Origin of the sequence: Deinococcus radiodurans R1 = ATCC 13939 = DSM 20539 (assembly GCF_000008565.1) — a bacterium.
Lineage (GTDB): Bacteria > Deinococcota > Deinococci > Deinococcales > Deinococcaceae > Deinococcus > Deinococcus radiodurans.
This window is the reverse complement of sequence record NC_001263.1, coordinates 1909318-1929483: the sequence shown is the minus strand read 5'-3', so window position 1 is coordinate 1929483 and position 20166 is coordinate 1909318. Positions and strand designations below refer to the sequence as shown.

Sequence of the window (20166 nt, the reverse complement as noted above, 5' to 3'; positions counted from 1 at the left end):
AGTCAAATAGGACGATCTTAACGGGTTTTACGCTGCATCTGCTCATCTGTGGCCCGGTTTTTGGCTCAGGTGTACGGTTTGACTGGACAGACGGCTTTCGTTTGGATAAAAAAAGCCCCCCGTCACCGCGTGGCAACAGGGGAGGGGAGGTGCCCGCCAGGGACCGCTCAGCCGACGATGATTCAGCCGACGACGATCACCTGCAAGCGGCGCGGCCCGTGAACGCCTTCCACGCGCACGAGTTCGATGTCGCTGGTGGCACTCCCCCCCGAAAGCCAGGTGAGCGGGCGGCCCTCGCGGACGCTGGCGGCGACGGCCTCCACGCCCTCACGGACGGTCTGCACGATCTGGTCCTCACGCACCACGCAGATGTGGAAGTCGGGAATGAGTGACAGCGCCCGGCGGCCTTGGTCCGCGCGGTGGTCGAGGATGATGGTGCCTGTCTCGCTGATGGCGACGGCGCACCCGGTCAGCACGGCGTCGGCCCGGTCGAGTTCGGCATGGGACAGCGGCGGCTCGTCGCGCAGCACGTCCATGCCGACGGTGAGCCACGGCGCGGGAATGCCTGCCGGAACGATGACGCGGCGAGCGTTCCCAAGAGCTTTGGCAATCGCCCCCGGCAACTCGGCGGCGGAAACGTGCGTGTAGGCCGCCCCGTAGTCCAGAATCCGGTCCTCGAACTGGTGCAGAATCTCGGCCCGGCTCAGCGGCGCGGGCACCGGGTAGGGTGGCAACGCCTCGGGCCGGGACCCGGCAATAGCGCGGTTGATGGTGGTCAGCATCTCCAGCTTGGCTTCGGCGGTGGATGGAATGGTGGTCATAGCGTGTCCTCCCGCGAAGGCTCCGCGCTGAACTGGCCGCCTTCGTCCTTTTGCGGCGGGTTGGGGCCTTCGGCGGCCTTTTGCACGACCGCCGGGGGCGCGGCCTGCGTTGCTCCTCGGTGCTTCCACCACTCGCGGAAGCCCTCTTTGGGGAAGGGCCGCAGGTCCCGCGCCTGCGTCCAGCCGGCGAGCATTCCCGGCAGCGCGGTGATGGCGTCGCCGTGGACGAGTGGCCCCTGCCCCACGCGGGCGAGTTTCAGCGCCCCTTCAAAGCGCCAGCCCTCGGACATCACGAATTTCATGGTCTGCATGGCGAGGCCCTCGGTGGTGAGGCCCTTTTGCAGATTGGCCTGGGTGCGGAGGTAAATCAGGACCTGCGGGATGTTGATTTTGACCGGGCACACGTCGTAACACGCCCCGCACAGGCTGGACGCGCCGGGCAGCGTGTTGGCGTTGGCATCGTGCATCCCGAGCAGTTGCGGCGTCAGAATCGCGCCGATGGGGCCGGGATACACCGAGCCGTAGCGTGCCCGCCCGCCCGTTCGTAGACGGGGCAGACGTTCAGGCAGGCCGAGCAGCGGATACAGCGCAGCGTCTGGCGCCCGAACTCGTCGGCGAGGACGTTCGTGCGCCCGTTGTCGAGCAGCACGAGGTGAAACTCCTGCGGGCCGTCGCCGGGGGTCACGCCGCTCCAGAACGAGTTGTAGGGGTTCATGCGCTCGGCGGTGGAGCTGCGCGGGAGCAGTTCCATGAAGACACTGATGTCTTCCACCTTCTCCAGCACCTTCTCGATGCCCATGATGCTGACGAGCACCTCCGGCATCGTCAGGCACATGCGCCCGTTGCCTTCCGATTCCACCACGCACACCGTCCCGGTTTCGGCGATGGCGAAGTTGGCGCCCGACACGGCCATTTTGGTCGTCAGGAACTTGTGGCGCAGGTAACGCCGGGCGGCCCCGGCCAGTTCCGCCGGGGTGTCGGGCAGGCTGCCTTCGCCGGGCAACTCGGCATTGAACAGCGCCTGAATCTCGGCCCGGTTGCGGTGGATGGCGGGCACCAGGATGTGACTGGGCCGGTCGTTGGACAGTTGCACGATGAGTTCCGCGAGGTCGGTTTCAATCGCGTGGATGCCCTTTTCTTCCAGCGCCTTGTTGAGTTCGATTTCGTCGGACGTGATGGACTTGACTTTAATCAGCTCGTCCACCGCGTGCGCTTTGGCAATCCGGGCCACGATGTCGCGGGCTTCTTTCGCGTCCCGTGCCCAGTGCACCTGGCCGCCGCGTGCCTTGACGCTCTTTTCCAGCTCCAGCAGCCGGTCGGAAAGCTGCGCGAGGCTGGCATTTTTGGTCGCCGCGCCGAGGTCACGCAGCCCCTCCCAGTGCGGCAGCTCGGCCACCACGTTCGCCCGTTTGTCGCGGATGGTGTAGGTGACTTTGCGGAGGTTGGCGCGCAGTTGGGCCTTGAGCACCTGCTCGCGGGCGGCTTTGGGAAAGGGCTGGGCGGGGTGAAGTCCTCCGTGGTTGCTCACGCGAACACCGCCCCTTCCGTACTCGCCAGAATCTCCGCCAGATGCACGGTGCGGGTGCCGCTGCGGAGGCGGTGCAGCCCTCCGCCGATGTGCAGCAGGCAGGAATTGTCCCCGGCGGTGCAGGCTTCGGCCCCCGTGTCCATGATGTGCCGGGCCTTGTCGGTCAGCATCGCCGCGCTCACGTCGGGGTTTTTGACTGCGAAGGTGCCGCCGAAGCCGCAGCATTCGTTCGCGCCCTCAAGTTCCACCAGCGTCATGCCGCGTACGTTTTGCAGCAGCTTCAGCGGCGCGTCGCCCACCCGCAGCGAGCGCATGGCGTGGCAGGTGGGGTGGTAGGTCACGCGGTGCGGGTAGTACGCGCCCACGTCGGTCACGCCGAGCTTGTTCACCAGAAACTCGGAGAGTTCGTAGACGCGGGGGGCCAGCGCTTCCACGTCCCGCAGCAGCTCCTCGTCCCCGGCCCACTTCGCCGCCTCCGGGTACAGCTCGCGCACCATCGCCGCGCAGGAGCCGCTGGGCGTGACCACAACTTCGGAGTCCCTGAAGTCACGCACGAATTTGCGGGCGAGGTCCAGCGCGTCGCCCGCGTAGCCGGTGTTCAGGTGCATTTGCCCGCAGCAGGTCTGGCAGGGGTTAAACCGGACCTCGTGGCCCAGGCGCTCGAGCAGTTTGACCGTCGCCTGTCCGGTGCCCGGAAAAAGAGCGTCGTTGACGCAAGTGAGAAACAAATCGATTTGCATGTGTCGTCTCCTTTTGAGAGAGCGGTGGCATAAAAAACGAAGGAGGCGGGGGGAGTGTGCCTCACTCCCGACGCCCCCACCCTACCTCTTACCTGGGAATCATCCCCGGCACCACATACGCCTGCAAGTACGTGATGACCATGATGACCGCCAGGAAGCCGAGGCTCTTTTTGACCGTAAAGCGCAGCAGTTCGCTTTCGCGCCCGACCAGGCCCACGGCGGCGCAGGCCACCGCGATGCTCTGGGGCGAAATCATCTTGCCGGTCACGCCCCCGGTGGTGTTGGCGGCGACCGTCAGCGCGGGGTTGACGCCGATTTGCTGCGCGGTGACTTGTTGCAGGCCGCTAAAGAGCGCGTTGGACGAAGTGTCCGAGCCGGTCAGGAACACGCCGAGCCAGCCGAGCACCGGCGAGAACAGCGGGAACAGGTGCCCGGTCTGCGCGAGGGCCAGCGCCATCGTCGCGCTCTGGCCGGAGTAGTTGGCGATGTAGGCGAAACCCAGCACGAACATGATGCTGAGGATGGGGTAGGCGAGTTCCTTCAGTGTCTCCACGAAGGTCTGCACGCCCTCACGCGGCTTCATGCCCAGCACCGCCATGCTGATGAGCGCGGCGAGGAAAATGCCGGTGCCAGTGCCCGAAAACCAGTCCAGCTTGTAGCTCGCGGCGTAGGGCGTCGGTTCGGCCACGATGGGCGCGACCTTCATCACCTGGTTGTGCAGCGTGGGCACGTCCCAGTGCAGTACCATGCCCGAGAGTGCGCCGTGCGTCTTGAGGTCAAAGAGCGCTTTGAACGCGGGCAAGCTCCACATCACCACGAACAGGGTGAGCAGCAAAAAGGGCGACCACGCCTTGAGCACGCTGCCAGCCGTCATGGTGGGCATCACCGGGCGGTACGCCGCGCCCACCGTCTGAGGTGCAGGAATAGGCTGAATCTCGGCGGGTTTCCACACCTTCAGGAACCCGGCGGTGGCGAGCAGGCTGACGAGTGCCGAGGTGATGTCGGGCAGTTCCGGCCCGAGGTGGTTGGAGGTGAAGTACTGCGTGACGGCGAAGGACAGCCCGGCGACCAGCAGCGCGGGCCACAAGTCACGCACGCCCTTCATGCCCGCTTTGGCCCCGCCCTTGCCGGAGTCCATCAGGTAGACCATGAAAAACGGCACGAAGCAGGCCAGCAGCGGCAACTGCCGCCCGGCGATGGCCCCGATGGTGTGCGCCGGAATCCCGGTCAGGCTGCCCGCCACCGTAATCGGAATGCCGAGCGCCCCAAACGCGACGGGCGCGGTGTTGGCAATCAGGCACAGGCCAGCGGCGTACAGGGGGTTGAGGCCCAGGCCGACCAGCAGCGCCGCCGTAATCGCCACCGGCGCACCGAAGCCGGCGGCCCCTTCCAGAAACGCGCCGAAGCAAAAGCCGATGAGCACCACGAGCAGGCGCTGGTCTTCGGTGATGCTCAGCACCGACTGGCGAATCACCTCAAACTGCCCGGTCTTGACCGCCACTTTGTACAGAAACACGGCAGCGACAATAATCCACGCAATCGGCCACAGCCCGTAGCCGAAGCCGTAGAGGGTGGCCCAAATCGCCTTGGCGAGCGGCATCCCGTACCCGAGCACCGCCACCAGAAAGGCGAGCAGCACCGTGATGGCGCCCGCCACGTACCCCTTGAGGCGCAGGCCCACCAGAGCGACAAAAAAGAAAACGACTGGAATCAGTGCGACCAGGGTGGACAGCCAGATGCTTCCCCCGATAGGCGCGTAATTCTGCGTCCAGACCGACGCGGCTTGTTCCATCTCTTCCTCCCGAGCGGCTGAGCGGTGGCCGCCTCTCCTGAACTTTGTGAAAGTGTGCTGAGCTTAGGGGGCGAATGTCCTAAATGTCAATTGTTCTGAACAATGTTTGGATCAGGTCCAAAAAGGGGGACGCAGGGGGTTGTTTCGTCCCTGTCCTGCCGGGGCTACACTGAGGCTTCATGTCTGTTCGCACGCCGCCTGCCATTCGCCCGCTGCAAAAGCGCCGCTCCATCGGGGCCGACATTGCCGAGAAGTTGCAGCAGCTCATCAACGACGGCACCTTCAAACCCGGCGACCGCCTGCCGGGCCAGCGCGAACTCGCGCAGCAGTTCGGCACCAGCCTCGCCGGGGTGCGCGAGGCGATCAGCGTGCTCTCGGCGGCGGGGCTGGTGGACGCCCGGCCCGGGCGCGGCACGGTGGTCCGCAGCGTGGGCGGCGCCGTGCCCACCTTCGACGGTTGGCTCGGGGCGGTGGGCGACGAGCAGGAATTCGAGGAGCTGATGCAGGCCCGGCGGATGCTGGAAGCCTTCACCATCGCTCAGGCGGTCGCCCGCGCCACCCCCGCACAGGTCAGCGATCTGCGCGGCGCGGTGGAGGCAATGCGGGCCGTGATGGGGAGCGCAGGCGCCTACGCCGAGGCCGACATGCAGCTTCACCTGCTGCTCTCCGAGGTGGCGGGCAACCGCGTGGTCACCCGGCTGATGCGGGCCATTCAGCGCCCGCTGATGGAGCAGCTGCGGCGCAGCATCGCCCACCTGCAGGCCACCGGGCAGCTCGCCGACAACCTCGCCACCCACGAGCGCATCGTGGACGGCATCGAGCGCGGCGACCGCGAAGAAGCCCAGCGCGGCTTTGACGACATGCTGGCGATTTCGCTCGCCTTCGGGGAAGAGGGCGAAGCACAAGCAGGGCAGTAATATGCCTTCGAAGAATAGATTTCCCATAAAATCTATTTTTCCGAGCGAAGCGAGGAGAAGAAGAGACGGGTTCGAAAGAAGCGAAGCGCGTTCGGGCGCTTTTTCTGGATGCGCGAAGTAGAGTTCGAACCCGTATAAGGCGCCGCAAGTCGGGACGCGGCGCGGGGGCCACTCCACGCTGCCCCCTCCTGCGCGAAGTAGTCCCCGGCCCAAACTGTGCGGCATGACCCCCACCTCCGGCCAGCTCTGGAACCGCCACCGTTGGTCAGGGCAAAGGGAACGCGCTACTCCTGCGCGGCGGCGCGGTAGACCTTGACGGCCCGCCCACCGCGCTTTCTCTCGCCGCCGACCTCGACGAGTCCCGCCCCGAGCAGCCGCGTCAGTTTGTGGTGCGCCTGTTTTACGCTCTGGCGCGTCGTGGCGGTCAGCGCGTCCTTCATCCCTCGGTCTCCACGTGGGCGGCAGGGGTCAGTACGCACCCGGCGTTCCCGTCCCCATCCCATTTCCCCACCAGACGGGCCACCGGGCCAGACCACCGGGCCAGAACCCACGGCTCAGGCGTGCCCCAACCCGAAGCGGCGCGGAAAGGCGAGGACCGCCACCACGCCGGGGCCCACGTTGGCGGTCAGGCCGCTGCCGAGCGGGTGCAGTGGGGCGGGCAGGTCCCTGTAAACGGCCTGAAGCTGCCCCTGCAACTGCTCGGCCGCCCCTTCGCCCCCGATGGTGTGCCCGCAGTACAGCCGCAGCGTCTCGCCGGTCTGGTGCTGAAACTGGTGGGTGGCACTCAGCAGCGTGCGAACGGCGGCGGCCTGACCGCGCACCCGGGCCTTGCTCACCACCTCGCCCGCCTCCACCGCCAGCAGGGGCCGCAGGCCGAGCCAGTTGCCGATAAAGGCGGCGACATTGCCGATGCGCCCATTGACCCGCAGAAAATCGAGGCTCTCCACCGCGAATGTCAGCAGCGTTCGTTCCCGCAACTCGGCCAGCGCCCGGGCGATCTGCCCGAAGTCCGCCCCCTGATCGGCGAGGTGCGCGGCGTGCAGCGCCTGAACCCCGAGCGCGTAACTCACCGTCCCGCCGTCGATCACCTGCACCCGCACCCCGAACTGCCCCGCCACCCGCGCCGCAACTTCAAAGTGCGGGGTAAAGCGGCTGCCCGAAGCCACATGCACCAGCCGTCCCGACTTTGAGCCCTGCAAAGCCGCCTCGAACGTCCGCGCCACCACCTCATCGTCAATCGCCAGGGTGCGGGCCGGTTCGCCCGTCGTGCGGATCAGGTTGACGAGTTGGTCCGGTGGCAACTCTCGCTCGGAGTAGACCTGCCCCTGGTGTCCAAGGGGCACGGGTAAAAGGTGGATGCCGCTGTACCCCAACTGAAGGGGCAAAATGTCAGCAGTGGATTCGGTCGTAACGGCAATCACAATTTATCCTCGCGTTCAGTATGCCGTGTCTTTGTGTCAGGTTCTCAGGAAAATGCCACGAATTCTGATGCGATTGGCCCGTGACTTAACTCGGTCCAGGCAGACACGAGGGAAAACCCGGAGGCCACAGCCGCCCGTGCCTGCACCGCCATCTTCCTAATTACGCTGATGACATAATCCACCTTCCGCGCTATCCTGCCTGGCATGTCTGCTGCCCTGCCTGCCGAGCCGTTTCGAGTCTCCGGGGGGGTCAACAAAGTCCGTTTCCGCTCCGACACCGGCTTTACCGTCATGAGTGCCACGCTGCGCAACGAGCAGGGCGAGGACCCCGACGCCACCGTGATTGGCGTCATGCCGCCGCTCGACGTGGGCGACACCTTCAGCGCCGAGGTGCTGATGGAAGAGCACCGCGAGTACGGCTACCAGTACCGGGTGGTCAACATGGTGCTGGAAGCCATGCCCGCCGACCTGTCCGAGGAGGGCGTGGCGGCTTACTTCGAGGCGCGGGTGGGCGGCGTGGGCAAAGTGCTGGCGGGGCGCATCGCCAAGACCTTCGGCGCGGCGGCCTTCGACCTGCTCGAAGACGACCCACAGAAGTTCTTGCAGGTGCCCGGTATCACCGAGTCCACCCTGCACAAGATGGTGAGCAGTTGGAGCCAGCAGGGGCTGGAGCGGCGGCTGCTCGCGGGCTTGCAGGGCCTCGGGCTGACCATCAATCAGGCGCAGCGGGCGGTCAAACATTTCGGGGCCGACGCGCTCGACCGGCTGGAAAAAGACCTCTTTACGCTGACCGAAGTCGAGGGCATCGGCTTTCTGACCGCCGACAAGCTCTGGCAGGCCCGCGGCGGCGCGCTCGACGACCCCCGCCGCCTGACCGCCGCCGCCGTGTACGCGCTGCAACTCGCCGGGACGCAGGCCGGGCACAGCTTCCTGCCGCGCTCGCGGGCCGAAAAAGGCGTGGTCCACTACACCCGCGTCACGCCGGGGCAGGCGCGACTGGCGGTGGAAACGGCGGTGGAACTCGGGCGGCTCTCGGAAGACGATTCGCCGCTCTTTGCCGCAGAAGCCGCCGCTACCGGCGAGGGCCGCATTTACCTGCCCCACGTCCTGCGCGCCGAGAAAAAGCTGGCGAGCCTGATTCGCACGCTGCTCGCCACCCCGCCTGCCGACGGCGCGGGCAACGACGACTGGGCCGTTCCGAAAAAGGCTCGCAAGGGCCTCTCGGAAGAGCAGGCGAGCGTGCTGGACCAGCTCGCGGGGCACCGGCTGGTCGTCCTGACCGGCGGCCCCGGCACCGGCAAAAGCACGACGACGAAGGCGGTCGCTGACCTCGCCGAGTCGCTGGGGCTGGAAGTCGGCCTCTGCGCCCCGACCGGCAAGGCGGCGCGGCGGCTGGGTGAGGTGACGGGCCGCACCGCCAGTACCGTTCACCGGCTGCTCGGCTACGGGCCGCAGGGCTTCCGGCACAACCACCTCGAACCCGCGCCGTATGACCTCCTGATCGTGGACGAGGTGAGCATGATGGGCGACGCGCTGATGCTCTCGCTGCTCGCCGCCGTGCCGCCGGGGGCGCGGGTGCTGCTCGTGGGCGACACCGACCAGTTGCCGCCAGTGGACGCCGGGCTGCCGCTGCTCGCGCTCGCGCAGGCGGCCCCCACCATCAAGCTCACGCAGGTCTACCGTCAGGCGGCCAAGAACCCCATTATTCAGGCGGCGCATGGCCTGCTGCACGGCGAGGCCCCGGCGTGGGGCGACAAACGGCTCAATCTCACCGAAATCGAGCCTGACGGCGGCGCCCGGCGCGTGGCGCTGATGGTGCGCGAACTCGGCGGCCCCGGCGCGGTGCAGGTGCTCACGCCGATGCGTAAAGGGCCGCTGGGCATGGACCACCTCAATTACCACTTGCAGGCGCTGTTCAACCCCGGCGAGGGCGGCGTGCGGATAGCCGAGGGCGAGGCGCGGCCCGGCGACACGGTGGTGCAGACCAAAAACGACTACAACAACGAGATTTTCAACGGCACGCTCGGCATGGTCCTCAAGGCCGAGGGCGCGCGGCTGACGGTGGATTTCGACGGCAACGTGGTGGAACTGACCGGCGCCGAACTGTTCAACCTGCAACTCGGCTACGCGCTGACCGTTCACCGCGCCCAGGGCAGCGAATGGGGCACGGTGCTCGGCGTGCTGCACGAGGCGCACATGCCGATGCTCTCGCGCAATCTGGTGTACACGGCGCTCACCCGCGCCAGAGACCGCTTTTTTTCAGCCGGGTCGGCCTCGGCATGGCAGATTGCGGCGGCCCGGCAGCGTGAAGCGCGGAATACGGCGCTGTTGGAAAGAATCAGGGCGCATTAAGACGCCTTAAGAGTTCTGTCAGAGATCCCACTTTAGACTCGCTTCACTTCGCACAGATTCACCCCAGGAACTTCTGTCGAAGAGACGCGATGAATCCCGCCCTGTAATTCGGGCACCTCGGACGGGAGGAGCAAGTGGTGCGACCGGCTTTTCGTTGGTGTCTGGCCCCGGAGCTGTTCCAGGCGTCTGGCCCTTATTTCGCGGCCCCTGCCGCTTTCAGGAGTTCTCATGTTCAATACCAGAAAGTCTGCCCTCGTCATCGCCGCCCTGCTCAGCCTCGGGGCCCCCGCCCTGGCGGGGACGAGCAGCACCCAGACCGACTACGACAACGCTACCCTGAGCCTGAGCGCCGACGGCACCTATGCCCAGGCCGTCAGCTTCAGCGTGCCCAGCACCACCGTCACGCTCAGCGCCGAGCAGATTCGCCCCGGCAACAGCTTCACGCTCTCCATTCCCGTGACCAACACCACCGACCGTGACATCAACGTGAGCGCGGTCGCCCAGGCCCCCAGCGGCACGGGCGCGGCGCACCTGAAGGTCTCGGGCGTGTCCACCACGGCGACCATCAAGCCCGGCGAGGACGCGACCCTCACCTTCACCCTGACCTTCGACAACTCCACCGACGCGGCGCAGGCCGGGCAGACCGTCCAGGTGGTCTTCGATGTCAGCGCCACCGCCAACATGAACAACACGTCGAGCAGTGGCAGCAGCTTCTAAGCGGCAACGCTGGAACAGGCGGGCGGGCTGCGGCCTGCGCCCGCTTGTTCTGTTTCTCGCGCTGGGAGGGTCGGGACAGGCGCAGCTCGTCGCGCCGGCCGTGACCATCACGCCGGGCGCCGCGCCCCCGCCCCGCGCTGAACTCGCCCGCCGGGTGCTGGTGCAGCCCGCCCGCGCCGAGCAGTACCTTCAGCGCGGGTACACTGCCGCCAACCTGTCGTTCAGCCTGCTCAGCGAGGTCAGCACCGAGGTCATCTTGCGCCCCCGCGACCCCCGGACGGTCTTTCGCGGCCCGGCGGACGGGCGCGTGCAGCTCAGCGCCTACGCGGCCCAGAGCGTCAGCTTCGTGGTGATGGCGGCGCACGCGGGCACAGTGGACATCCTGAACCGCGAAGGCACCGTCATCGCCCAGGCGACCTACGACGTGCGCCCGCCCAAAGCGGTCAACCAGAGCGCGTCATTGGGGTACAACCCTTTCGATGGACGCACCAGCCTGGGCTACTCGGTGTCGCTGGTCCCCACGTCCATCTTCGCGCCCAGCCTGGGGGTGAGCGCGGGCCTGAGCTTCAATCCGGCGCAGGACCGGGTAGACGGCAGCGTCAGCCTGAACGTGCGCTGGTAGGCCCGTATCATCGGACCATGAGCGACGTGGCGGCCCTTTACCTTTCCGAACTTCGGGAGCGGCTTCGCGGCACCCGGCAGCTCGGGGACCGGGCGCTGGCACAGTTGCCGGACGACGCCTGGCACACGGTCCTTGCGCCGGGCGGCAACTCCGCTGCCGTCATCGTGCAGCATCTCGCGGGCAACCTGCGCTCGCGCTGGGGCGGCCTGCAAAGTGGCTACCGGGAAGGGGTGGAAGGCGAAACGCCGGGCCGTGACCGTGACGCCGAATTCGAGGACGCGCACCTGAGCGCCGCCGACCTCTTGACCTGTTGGGACGAGGGCTGGCAGGTGTTTCTGGACGCGCTCGACCACCTGCGCCCGGACGACCTGACGCAGACCCTGACCATTCGCGGTGAGGCCCACACCGTCCTCGGCGCGGTGGAGCGGGCCGCCCTGCACGCCAGCGGGCACGTCTTCCAGCTCATCTTCCTGGTCAAGACCCTGCGCGGGGCCGACTTCCAGACCATCAGCATTCCGCGCGGGGGTTCGGGCGCCTACAACGCGGCAATGCGGGGAGGGACAGCGCGCGAACAGCAAGGGCCTTAACGCCCAGTTCACGGCAGGCGCAGGCGGCGCCCTTACCCTGGGGGCATCCCAACACAGGAGGTCCGACATGAGTGACGACGCCAAAGCCATGCCCCCCGCTGAGCGCAGCCCTGAAGGTGGCAGCAAGGACACGAATGACCTGAGCGACATCAAGGGCATTCAGGACACCGGCATGGCCGAAAAGGCCAAGCAGGCCGACCAGACCCCCGAAAGCGTGCTCGGCACCGACGTGACCAAGCGTCCGCAGCAACGCTGAAGCGCTTTTCATTGCCCACCCCACCCGCCGAGGTGGGGTTTTTCAGTTCTCCGCGCTCTGCTCTTCTGCTTCTGGCGCCAGCTCGCCGTGCGCCGTCATCAGCTTGCGCCAGCGCTCGGTCATGCGGGCTTCCCAACCTTCGCCGGTCGGTTGATAGAGGTCGAGCTGCACGCCGTCGGGCAGGTAATTTTGCTCGAAGGAGCCTGCCGGGTCGTCGAAATAGTAGGCGTAGCCCCGGCCATAGCCCTGCCCTTTCATCAGCGCGGTGGGCGCGTTGCGCAGGTGCAGCGGCACGGGCAGCGATTCGCCTTCCTGCACGGCGCGCACAGTCTTTTTCCAGGCCACGTACACGCTGTTGCTCTTGGGCGCGAGGGCGAGGTACACCACTGCCTGCGCCAGCGCGAGGTCGCCTTCGGGACTGCCCAGAAATTCCATGCTGTCGCGCGCCGCGATGGTCAGCCGGAGTGCTTGCGGGTCGGCCAGCCCGATGTCCTCCGACGCCATGCGGACGATGCGCCGAGCGACGTAGTGCGGGTCGGCGCCACCCTGAAGCATTCGCGCCAGCCAGTACAGCGCCGCGTCGGGGTGCGAGGCCCGCACCGACTTGTGCAGCGCCGAAATCAGGTTGTAGAAGTCCTCGCCGTTCTTGTCCATCGCCGGCAGGTGACGTCCGAACGCCTCGGTCACGGCTTCCTCGGTCACCGGATTGGCGAGGGTGGCGGCGACTTCGAGCGTACTCAGGGCGCGGCGGGCGTCGCCTTCGGCAAGACGGGCGAGCAGTTCCAAGGCGCTGTCCTCCGCCTCCACCCCCGGCAGCCCGCGCTCGTCGCTCAGGGCGCGGCGCAGCAGGGCGAGCACGTCCTCCGGCGAGAGCGCTTCGAGCACCAGCGTCCGGGCCCGTGAGCGCAGCGCCGGGTTGACCTCGAAACTTGGGTTCTCGGTGGTCGCGCCAATCAGGGTGAGCAGCCCCGACTCCACGTGGGGCAGCAGGGCGTCTTGCTGAGCCTTGTTGAAGCGGTGAATCTCGTCCAGAAACAGCACCGTGCGCCGGCCCCGCGCCTGTTCACGCTCGGCCTCGGCTACCGCGTCGCGCACGTCCTTCACGCCCGCCGACACCGCCGAAAGCGCGATGAAGTGCGCGCCGACTTCGCCCGCGAGCAGCCGCGCCAGCGTCGTTTTGCCCACGCCGGGCGGCCCCCACAAAATCAGCGACCCCAGGCGGCCACTTTGCAGCACGCGCGTCAGCGGCTTGCCGGCCCCGAGCAGGTGCGACTGCCCGGCCACCTCGGCCACGGTGCGCGGGCGCAGGCGTTCGGCGAGGGGAGCAGGCGGGTCAAAGAGCGTCACGCGGGGGAGGATAGCGGCCCCCGCCCCGGCCTACTCCGCTTTTCCTTGCAAAGCCTCAAGCCGCTTTCACCGCCTGCCCTGCGCCGACAGTTCATGCTGGGACCATGACCGACCCCAAGCCGGACCCCCGCAAGCTGTTCGACGACATGGTCGAAATCGCCCGCCAGAGCGCCGACGAACTGGTCGAGCGTGCCCGCGCGCTGTCGCACGACCTCGCCGCGCGAGTGGGAGAGGACGAGACCGAAAACGCCTCCCACCGCGCCGCCGCTGCCGAGGCCCGCGCCCGCGCCGACGCCACCAAAAAGCAGTACGAGGCCGGCCTGACCGCCATGGACGCCCAGCTCAAGGACGCCACCAGCGAAACCCGCCAGCAGGTCCGCCAATTCGCCGACCTGACCCGCGCCAACGCCGAAAAAGTGGCGAAGGAAATCCAGGCCAGCGCGGAAAAGGCCCGCCAGGACGCAGCGATGAAGGGTGGGCAGGATCAGAACCGTCAGGGCTGAGTATTTGTATTTAAAGGTGAAACAGCCTCCCCGTATCACTGGGGAAGGCTGTTGTTAGCTTTTGACCCTCTCCCCTCGCGGGAGAGGGCCTGCCGAAGGCAGGGGTGAGGGGGCGTCCAGACCAGCGTCTTTTCCGAAGAGAGCGTTCCTAATCGACTCAATCTCCCAAAAACACCGCCCGGTGATAAGCCCCGTCCTCCTTCTCCGGCAACCCTGCCTCCACCGCCTGCTTGAGGTGGCTGAGCGCCATCGCCACGGCGGGACCAGGACCGTACATCTTCATCGCGTCGGTGGTGAGCCACAGCTCCAGCCCACGCCCGCCCTGCTCGGCCCGCAGCAACACGCCTTCTGATGCCTGCTCGTGGGTGACGGTGACGCCAGCGGGAAAGCCGGTGAGGTCAATCTGGTGGGCAATATCGAGGGTGCGGTCCATACCCCGCATTGTGGCAAAGCTGCCGGGGGCAGGGCGGCAGAAGGCTCAGGCCAGGACCGCCTCCACGTCCTGCCCACTCAGCCCGAAGGCGTCGGCCACACCCGCGCAGGTCACTTTGCCCTGATGGGTGTTGAGGCCCGCAGCGAGCGCCGGGTCACGCTTGAGGGCGCCTAAGCCGTGCTCAGCAAGCGCGAGGGCATAAGGAAAAGTCGCGTTCGTCAGCGCGAAAGTCGAGGTGCGCGGCACCGCGCCGGGCATGTTGGCGACGCCGTAGTGAACGATGTCGTCCACCAGGTAGGTCGGCTCGTCGTGGGTGGTGGGGTGCATCGTTTCCACGCAGCCGCCCTGGTCAATGGCGACGTCGGCGATGACCGAGCCCGGTTCCAGCAGCCCCAGCATGTCGCGGGTGACGAGGTTCGGAGCCTTAGCCCCCGGAATGAGCACCGCGCCGATAAGCAAATCGGTCTGCGGGAGCAGCGCACGCAGGTTTGCCTCGCTGCTCATCATGGTGGTCAGGCGCCCGAAAAACACGTCGTCCAGATACGTCAGGCGCCGGTGCGACACGTCCAGAATGGTGACTTTGGCGCCCAGGCCCATCGCCATTTTTGCAGCATTGGTGCCGACCACGCCGCCGCCCACGATGGTCACGTGACCGGGCGTCACGCCGGGAACGCCGCCGAGCAGGACGCCCTTCCCGCCCGCCGGCTTTTGCAGGTGGTAGGCCCCCGCCTGCACGCTCAGGCGCCCGGCGACCTCCGACATGGGGGTCAGCAGCGGCAGGCTGCCGTCGGGCAGTTGCACCGTTTCGTAGGCCACCGCCGTCGTCCCGGCCTGCATCAGCGCGTCGGTCAGCGGGCGGTCGGCGGCGAGGTGCAGGTAGGTAAACAGCAGCAGGTCGTCGCGCAGGTAGCCGTACTCGCTTTCTATCGGCTCCTTGACCTTGACCACCATCTCGGCGCCCCAGGCGTCGGCGGCGCTGCCCAGGGTCGCTCCGGCCTGCTCGTACTCTTGGTCGGGGAGGCCGCTGCCCGCACCCGCGCCGCGCTCCACCGTCACCCGGTGCCCGCGCCGCACCAGGGTGGCTACCCCGCCGGGGGTGAGCGCCACCCGGTTTTCCTTGACCTTGATTTCCTTGGGAAGTCCTACGTGCATATGCCACCTCACGGCCCACCCGTCGCCGTCTGTAACGGGGGCGATCATCGTTTTGAAGTCGCGCAATGCTAGCAGGGCCCCTCCTGACGGCGATTGCCACGAGCAAGAACTTTGCGGCCTTTTTCGCAACGCGGTTGCGCCCGGCGGGGTATTTTGAGGGCGAAATGTCCAACTCGCGCCCCTTCCCTGATCTCGACCCCACCGACCGGCAGATCCTGTCCATCCTGCAACGCGACGCCCGCATCGCCAACACCGAGCTGGCCGACGAAATCGGCCTGACGCCCGCGCCCACCTTGAGGCGGGTGCGGCGGCTCGAAGAAGAAGGCGTCATCCACCGCTACGTCGCGCTGCTCGACCCCAAACTCGTCAACCGCGACCTGATGGTGATGGTGCGCGTGACGCTCGACAAGCAGACCAAACAGGGCTTTCAGGACTTCGCCGAACACATGCGGGCGCGGCCCGAGGTGCTCGAGTGCTACCTGTGCCTCGGCGACACCGACTATCTGCTCAAGGTCTGCGTGCCCAATCTGGACGCCTATCAGCGCTTTCTGGTGGACGTGCTCGCCGCCATTCCCGGCGTGCGGAACACCGACAGCACCATCGTCGTGAAACAGGAGAAGTACACGACGAGCCTGCCGCTCGATGAAGGGTAAAAAGGCAGGAGTTCAACAGCCGAGAGCTAAACAGGCGAGGGCTAACGTTCGGTACATAGACCTTCATCTCCCTCTCGGACCCGGCTTTTACGCTGAGGGCATGAAGAAATGGATGCTGACCCCGCTGCTCGGCCTCGGCCTGGTGGCCTGCGCCCCGACCCAGACCGCCATGCTGACCCCCAACCCGCCACTCAAAGGCCCCGGTATCGTGGCCGAAGTGAACGGCGCGGCCCCAGCCACCAGCACCACGACGGCGGTCACGACGACCACGCCAGGCACGACCACGGCGGCCACGACCACCGAGCAGACAACCATGACGACCGTGACCGAGACGCCTGCGGCCCCGGCTGCCGCGACTCCGGCCCCGGCAACTTCGGCCAGCACGCCCGCTCCAGTGCCCGCCACACAGACCACCGCCGCGACAGTCACTCAGACCCCGGCGGCGACTCCGGCCCCCGCCACAACCGCTGACGGCTGGACCACCCTGGCCCCCCGCAGTGCCGAGCGCCGCACCAGCTTCACCGCCGCCGAACAGGTCATCGACACGAGCAAGAGCTACCGCGCCGTGTTGCACACCTCCAAGGGCGACGTGACGGTCAACCTGGACGCCAAGGCCGCGCCGCTCGCCGTCAACAACTTCGTGTTCCTGGCGCTCAACCACTTCTACGACGGCACCCGCTTTCACCGCGTCATTGAGGGCTTCATGGCGCAGGGCGGCGACCCCCAGAGCGCCGACACCGCGCTCAGCGACCGTTGGGGCACCGGCGGCCCCGGTTACCAGTTCGCCAACGAACGCAGCAGCCTGACCTTTAACCGCGCGGGCGTGTTGGCGATGGCGAACGCCGGCCCCGACACCAACGGTTCGCAGTTCTTCATTACCTTCGGCCCCACCGAATTTCTCAACGGCGGCTACACCATCTTCGGACAGGTGGACAGCGGCATGGACGCGGTGAACAAGCTGACTCGCAACTACAACAACGCTGGGCCGATTGCCGGGGCCCAGGCCGACGTGCTGAACTCGGTGGAGATTCAGGTCAAGTAAGCCGCAGTTCATCTCCAGATGAACCGAGCGGAGCGAGAAACGGAGGAAGGACGTTGCCCTGAGAATGGAGAGGTTCCGGTGTTGTACCGGAACTTTGCAATGACAGGGGCAACGTCCTTAAGTGATTTCCAACTGGCGCAAGGCGGCGTCTAACTGCCCCTCCAGCGCTTCCAGCGGGCCACTGTTGTCGAGGACGATGGTGGCCCGCCGCCGTTTTTCCTCGCTGCTCAGTTGCCGGGCGTCGCGGGCGAGGATGTCTTCGCGGGTCAGGCCACCCCGCGCCAGGGCGCGTTCCAACCGCAGTTCCAGTGGGGCGTCTACCACCAGCACGGCGTCCATCCCCCGTTCCAGACCGCCCTCGAACAGCAGGGGAATGTCCTGCACCACCCAGTGCTCGCCGCGCGCGGTGGCCGCCGCTTCCAGCGCCTCCATCCTCGCCCGCACGCGCGGGTGGGTGATGGCGTTGAGGCGGGCGACCTGCGCCGGGTCGCTGAACACTCGCGCCGCCAGCCCCGCCCGGTCCAGCGTGCCGCCCGTGACCACGCCGGGAAAAGCCTCGTTGAGTTCGGTCAGTACCTCGGGCTGCTCGGTCACCCAGCGGGCCTCGGCGTCGGCGTCGAGCACCGTCAGGCCGCGTTCGCGCAGCAACCGGGCCACCGTGCTTTTGCCCGCGCCGATGCTGCCGGTCAGGCCCAGGCGGCGGGGGTGGGTGGGGGAGGAGGGAGCAGGGGACCGGGTCATGCAGCCAGGATAGCCGCGCCGCCTTTCAGACCACCGTCACCCTGCCCGGCAATGCTGGCTGCCGGTGAGATGTGCGGTGCGGCCCACTGCCCGGCGCGGCCCGCCCCCGTATCATGCCGAGACAGACCGCGCCGCTTCTCCTCTCCGTCTCCTCTTCCTGGGTCTTTGTTCTTCTCGCCGGTTGCCGCTGGTCGCCGCGTTTCCCGACCGATTTTTCTGTTCTGCTCCTTCGGAGGTTTTTGCATGCAACGTTTCCTGACCCTCGCCCTGCTGGGCGCCGCTGCCCTCGGCGGTGCGCTCGCCCAGAACGCGGCTCCTGCGCCGGCCCCCGCGCCTGTTGCCCAGCCTGCCCCTGCTCCTCAGACGGCCCCGGCGACCCCAGCCGCTCAGCCGGCGGCGCCTGCCGTTCGTCCGCCCGCCGCCAACTACGTCGTCGTGGGCAATCTGTACTACGACCAGGGCAAGTTCGACCAGGCGTATGTGGCCTTCCGCACCGCCGCCGAACTCGACCCGCGCAACACCCAGGCGCTGCTGGGGCTGGGGCGCTCGCAGGTGCGGCTGCGGCTCTACGCGCCCGCCGTGGACACCCTGCGCCGCCTGACGACGGTGGACCCGCAGAACGTGAGCGGCTACGTGGCGCTCTCGCAGGCATACCAGCAGCAGTACATGGGCAGCGGGGACCGGGCGAGCGTGACCGGCAACCTCGACGCTGCGCTCGCCGTGCTGCAACAGGCCGAGGCCGCCGTCACCGCGCTGCCCGAAGCCGACCGCGCCCTCGCCCAGAGCAAGCTGCTCAATGAGCGCGGCAGTGTCTACCGCCTTCAGGGCAAGCCCACCCAGGCCATCGAGGCGTTCCGGCAGGCAAGTGCGCTCAACCCTGAAAACAGCCTGCTGCTGTTCAACCTCGGCGACATGTACGCCGCCTCCGGGCAACTGCCGCTGGCGGTCAGCGCCCTGCAACAGGCGGTCATTCTCGACCCGCGCGACCCCTACAACCGCGCCTACTACGCCAAGCTGCTCGCCCTGAGCGGCAACCTGACCTCGGCGCGTGTGGAAGCAGCGCAGGCCTCGCGGCTGGTGACGGGCAACGCCTACGCCACCGGGCAGTACGGCGTGGTCAGCTACCTCGCCGGGGACCGCACCACCGCCCGCACCCAGCTCGCGCAGGCCGTGCGGCTCGATCCCCTCCGCTACCCCGAGTTCTACTATTACCTCGGGCGGCTCGACCTCGACGGCAGCGACCTGAAATCGGCCCGCGACAACCTGACCCGCGCCGTCGCCCTGAACAGCACCTCCGCTGAGTACGCCTACTATCTTGGCCTCGCCTACGAGCGCGGCGTGCCCGGTGTGGCCGCCGACAACGTGCGCGCCCGCGAAAACTACGACAAGGCACTCAAACTCGCCCCCGGCTACAAGCAGGCGCAGGAAGGGGCCGACCGCCTCAAGCCGCCATCCTCCGGCAACTGAGCCGCACAACAAGTCAAGGGGGCCGTCCGACAAGAGGGGCGGCCCCCTTTTCTTTATCCCCTCACAATCCTGTGTGCCCTTCCTGTGCAGCCACCTTCCTGTCGCCTATCTTGCTGGGCATGACCCACGGCACCCCGGCCCAAGCTCCGAACACCCAAACCTCGAACGCTCAGTCTCCAAACGCAGCAGCGAGCGGCACCTTTCTCATCGGCGGCGAGTTGGAGGTCAACCGCCTCGGCTACGGCGCCATGCGCGTGACCGGCGACGGCGTGTGGGGCGACCCCGCCGACCGCGAAGGCTCGCTGGCGACCCTGCGGGCGCTGCCCGGCCTCGGTGTCAACCTGATCGACACCGCCGACTCCTACGGCCCGGCGGTCAGCGAGGAACTCATCCGCGAGGCGCTGCACCCCTACCCCGGTCTGGTGGTGGCGACCAAGGGCGGCCTGACCCGCACCGGCCCCAACGTCTGGCCTCCCTGTGGCCGTCCCGAGTACCTCATTCAGCAGGCCCAAATCTCACGCCGCCGCCTCGGGGTGGAGCGCATCGACCTGTGGCAACTGCACCGCATTGACCCCCAGGTGCCGCGTGACGAACAGTTCGGCGCCATTCGGCAACTGCTCGACGACGGCGTGATTCGTTTTGTGGGCCTCTCCGAAGTGAACGTGGAGGAAATCGAGGCCGCCCGGCAGGTGTTCCCCGTCGCCACCGTGCAAAACCTCTACAACCTGACCAACCGCAAGTCCGAGGCGGTGCTCGACTACTGCGGGCGCGAGGGCATCGGCTTTTTGCCCTGGTATCCGCTCGCCTCGGGCAAGCTCGCCGCCGAGGGCAGTGTGCTGACCGAAACAGCCGCCCGCCTCGGTGCCGCGCCCGCGCAGGTGGCCCTGGCGTGGGTGCTGCGCCGCAGCCCGGTCATGTTGCCCATCCCCGGCACCAGCAAGGTGAAGCACCTGGAAGAAAACGTGGCCGCCGCGTCCCTTACGCTGACCGATGAGGACTTCCGGGCGCTCGACGAAGCGGGCCGTGCAGAGTGGGAAGCGGGGCAGCAGAAGTAAGAAGACCCCTCTGCAAGCAG

22 protein-coding genes and 1 riboswitch are annotated in these 20166 nt (G+C 67.3%); of the genes, 11 read left to right on the top strand and 11 right to left on the bottom strand.

The features are described 5' to 3' along the window. Positions 1-182: 182 nt before the first annotated feature. The 5 genes from DR_RS09775 to DR_RS09760 form a co-directional block, all read right to left on the bottom strand. On the bottom strand, positions 183-821 hold the full coding sequence (locus tag DR_RS09775) for a LutC/YkgG family protein (protein WP_010888544.1): 639 nt from the start codon (positions 819-821) through the stop codon (positions 183-185). Continuing rightward, complete coding sequence (locus DR_RS16850) at positions 818-1336, bottom strand: lactate utilisation protein LutB domain-containing protein (protein ID WP_234944640.1); 519 nt, start codon at positions 1334-1336, stop codon at positions 818-820. Before DR_RS16850 ends, DR_RS09775 begins: the two co-directional genes overlap by 4 nt. Further along, a complete protein-coding gene (locus DR_RS09770) occupies positions 1306-2349 on the bottom strand; it encodes an LUD domain-containing protein (protein WP_010888543.1) in 1044 nt (347 codons plus the stop codon). The genes DR_RS16850 and DR_RS09770 overlap by 31 nt, the downstream gene beginning before the upstream one ends. Then, positions 2346-3089: a (Fe-S)-binding protein gene (locus DR_RS09765; protein ID WP_010888542.1), complete on the bottom strand. Its 744-nt coding sequence runs from the start codon at positions 3087-3089 to the stop codon at positions 2346-2348. The genes DR_RS09770 and DR_RS09765 overlap by 4 nt, the downstream gene beginning before the upstream one ends. Positions 3090-3177: 88 nt before the next feature. Next, a complete protein-coding gene (locus tag DR_RS09760; RefSeq protein WP_010888541.1) occupies positions 3178-4881 on the bottom strand; it encodes a lactate permease LctP family transporter in 1704 nt (567 codons plus the stop codon). 179 nt (positions 4882-5060) lie between these two features. On the opposite strand from DR_RS09760, the gene DR_RS09755 reads away from it, so the two are divergent. Then, the gene (locus DR_RS09755; protein ID WP_010888540.1) at positions 5061-5798 is read left to right on the top strand and encodes a FadR/GntR family transcriptional regulator; all 738 of its coding nucleotides are present in this window, start codon (positions 5061-5063) and stop codon (positions 5796-5798) included. A 284-nt stretch (positions 5799-6082) separates the two neighbouring features. Here the strand turns inward: DR_RS09755 and DR_RS09750 are convergent, their stop codons facing one another. Then, the gene (locus DR_RS09750; RefSeq protein ID WP_162177652.1) at positions 6083-6238 is read right to left on the bottom strand and encodes a hypothetical protein; all 156 of its coding nucleotides are present in this window, start codon (positions 6236-6238) and stop codon (positions 6083-6085) included. 114 nt (positions 6239-6352) lie between these two features. Further along, positions 6353-7219, bottom strand: a complete 867-nt coding sequence (locus DR_RS09745; RefSeq protein ID WP_010888538.1) for a DegV family protein — start codon at positions 7217-7219, stop codon at positions 6353-6355. Positions 7220-7423: 204 nt separating this feature from the next. Between DR_RS09745 and DR_RS09740 the strand changes: the two genes are divergently transcribed. The 5 genes from DR_RS09740 (at position 7424) to DR_RS09720 (ending at position 11753) form a co-directional block, all read left to right on the top strand. Continuing rightward, entirely contained in the window at positions 7424-9571 is a 2148-nt protein-coding gene (locus tag DR_RS09740) for an SF1B family DNA helicase RecD2 (RefSeq protein ID WP_010888537.1), read from the top strand. A gap of 73 nt (positions 9572-9644) precedes the next feature. After that, positions 9645-9729, top strand: a riboswitch (cyclic di-GMP riboswitch). Positions 9730-9799: 70 nt separating this feature from the next. After that, positions 9800-10288, top strand: coding sequence for a hypothetical protein (locus DR_RS09735; RefSeq protein ID WP_010888536.1), 489 nt, complete (start codon positions 9800-9802; stop codon positions 10286-10288). Next, a complete protein-coding gene (locus DR_RS09730; protein ID WP_010888535.1) occupies positions 10272-10910 on the top strand; it encodes a hypothetical protein in 639 nt (212 codons plus the stop codon). Before DR_RS09735 ends, DR_RS09730 begins: the two co-directional genes overlap by 17 nt. A 17-nt stretch (positions 10911-10927) precedes the next feature. Then, entirely contained in the window at positions 10928-11497 is a 570-nt protein-coding gene (locus DR_RS09725) for a DUF1572 family protein (RefSeq protein WP_010888534.1), read from the top strand. 67 nt (positions 11498-11564) lie between these two features. Further along, positions 11565-11753, top strand: coding sequence for a hypothetical protein (locus tag DR_RS09720; protein WP_027479807.1), 189 nt, complete (start codon positions 11565-11567; stop codon positions 11751-11753). Positions 11754-11795: 42 nt separating this feature from the next. On the opposite strand, the gene DR_RS09715 is transcribed toward DR_RS09720, so the two are convergent. Next, positions 11796-13100 (bottom strand): replication-associated recombination protein A, encoded by a 1305-nt coding sequence (locus DR_RS09715; protein WP_010888533.1) that lies wholly within the window; start codon positions 13098-13100, stop codon positions 11796-11798. 104 nt (positions 13101-13204) lie between these two features. Between DR_RS09715 and DR_RS09710 the strand changes: the two genes are divergently transcribed. Then, on the top strand, positions 13205-13603 hold the full coding sequence (locus DR_RS09710) for a hypothetical protein (protein WP_010888532.1): 399 nt from the start codon (positions 13205-13207) through the stop codon (positions 13601-13603). Between the two features lie 157 nt (positions 13604-13760). On the opposite strand, the gene DR_RS09705 is transcribed toward DR_RS09710, so the two are convergent. Both DR_RS09705 and ald read right to left on the bottom strand, forming a co-directional pair. Next, entirely contained in the window at positions 13761-14036 is a 276-nt protein-coding gene (locus tag DR_RS09705) for a hypothetical protein (RefSeq protein ID WP_165439358.1), read from the bottom strand. 45 nt (positions 14037-14081) lie between these two features. Then, complete coding sequence (ald, locus tag DR_RS09700) at positions 14082-15188, bottom strand: alanine dehydrogenase (RefSeq protein ID WP_027479806.1); 1107 nt, start codon at positions 15186-15188, stop codon at positions 14082-14084. 164 nt (positions 15189-15352) lie between these two features. On the opposite strand from ald, the gene DR_RS09695 reads away from it, so the two are divergent. Both DR_RS09695 and DR_RS09690 read left to right on the top strand, forming a co-directional pair. Continuing rightward, on the top strand, positions 15353-15841 hold the full coding sequence (locus tag DR_RS09695) for an Lrp/AsnC family transcriptional regulator (protein WP_027479805.1): 489 nt from the start codon (positions 15353-15355) through the stop codon (positions 15839-15841). A gap of 100 nt (positions 15842-15941) precedes the next feature. Next, positions 15942-16883, top strand: coding sequence for a peptidylprolyl isomerase (locus DR_RS09690; RefSeq protein WP_034350050.1), 942 nt, complete (start codon positions 15942-15944; stop codon positions 16881-16883). A 117-nt stretch (positions 16884-17000) separates the two neighbouring features. Here the strand turns inward: DR_RS09690 and coaE are convergent, their stop codons facing one another. Beyond that, a complete protein-coding gene (gene coaE, locus DR_RS09685) occupies positions 17001-17624 on the bottom strand; it encodes a dephospho-CoA kinase (protein WP_010888527.1) in 624 nt (207 codons plus the stop codon). A 243-nt stretch (positions 17625-17867) separates the two neighbouring features. On the opposite strand from coaE, the gene DR_RS09680 reads away from it, so the two are divergent. Together DR_RS09680 and DR_RS09675 are read left to right on the top strand one after the other, a co-directional pair. Continuing rightward, a complete protein-coding gene (locus DR_RS09680; protein WP_034350047.1) occupies positions 17868-19091 on the top strand; it encodes a tetratricopeptide repeat protein in 1224 nt (407 codons plus the stop codon). 119 nt (positions 19092-19210) lie between these two features. Then, positions 19211-20146 (top strand): aldo/keto reductase, encoded by a 936-nt coding sequence (locus DR_RS09675; protein WP_051618835.1) that lies wholly within the window; start codon positions 19211-19213, stop codon positions 20144-20146. Positions 20147-20166: the final 20 nt, after the last annotated feature.